The organism is Methanobrevibacter filiformis (assembly GCF_001639265.1).
In the GTDB taxonomy this organism is placed as follows: domain Archaea; phylum Methanobacteriota; class Methanobacteria; order Methanobacteriales; family Methanobacteriaceae; genus Methanacia; species Methanacia filiformis.
Genome location: NZ_LWMT01000158.1, coordinates 1 through 1127 on the forward strand (window position 1 = coordinate 1; position 1127 = coordinate 1127).

Consider the following 1127-nt stretch of genomic DNA (forward strand, 5'->3'; position numbering starts at 1 on the left):
TCAGATAATGAAACTATTAATGTAAATAATAATGTTAATGTGAGTGTTGTTAAGGTTTCTAATACTACTGGATCTGCGAATATTGGTGATATTATTACTTATACTATTACTGTGTCTAATAATGGTTCTGGTAATGCTACTGGTGTATATGTGACTGATGTGTTGAATACTAGTGTTTTGAGTTTTGTAGGTAGTAATGGTTCTTATGATAATGTTACTGGTGTTTGGTCTATTGGGTCTCTTGGTGCTGGTGAGAGTGTTGCTTTGAGTATTACTGTTGTTATTGTTGGTAATGGTACAGTTATTAATACTGCGAGTGTGTCTGTGGATCAGAATAACACTAACACGGATAATGGATCTGATAATGAAACTATTAATGTGAGTAATAATGTTAATGTGAGTGTTGTTAAGGTTTCTAACACTACTGGCACCGCAAATATTGGTGATATTATTACTTATACTATTACTGTGTCTAATAATGGTTCTGGTAATGCTACTGGTGTATATGTGACTGATGTGTTGAATACTAGTGTTTTGAGTTTTGTAGGTAGTAATGGTTCTTATGATATTAATACTGATGTTTGGTCTATTGGTGATTTGGGTGCTGGTGAAACGGTTGCTTTGAGTATTACTGTTGTTATTATTGGTAATGGTACAGTTATTAACATTGCGAGTGTGTCTGTGGATCAGAATAACACTAACACCAATAATGGATCTGATAATGAAACTATTAATGTGAGTAATAATGTTAATGTGAGTGTTGTTAAGGTTTCTAACACTACTGGGTCAGCGAATATTGGTGATATTATTACTTATACTATTACTGTGACTAACAAGGGTTCTGGTAATGTTACTGGTGTATATGTGACTGATTTGTTGAATACTACTGTTTTGAGTTTTGTAGGTAGTAATGGTTCTTATGATAATAATACTGGTGTTTGGTCTATTGGTGATTTAGGTGCTGGTGAAACGGTTGCTTTGAGTATTACTGTTGTTATTATTGGTAATGGTACAGTTATTAATACTGCGAGTGTGACTGTGGATCAGAACAATACTAATGTGGATAATGGGTCTGATAATGAAACTATTAATGTGAGTAATAATGTTAATGTGAGTGTTGTTAAGGT

At 33.2% G+C, this 1127-nt stretch carries 1 protein-coding gene; it reads left to right on the forward strand.

Features of this window, described 5'->3' with window-relative positions:
- Window positions 1–1127: DUF11 domain-containing protein (locus tag MBFIL_RS04550; RefSeq protein ID WP_157078664.1), on the forward strand; the 1127-nt coding region annotated here is incomplete at both ends.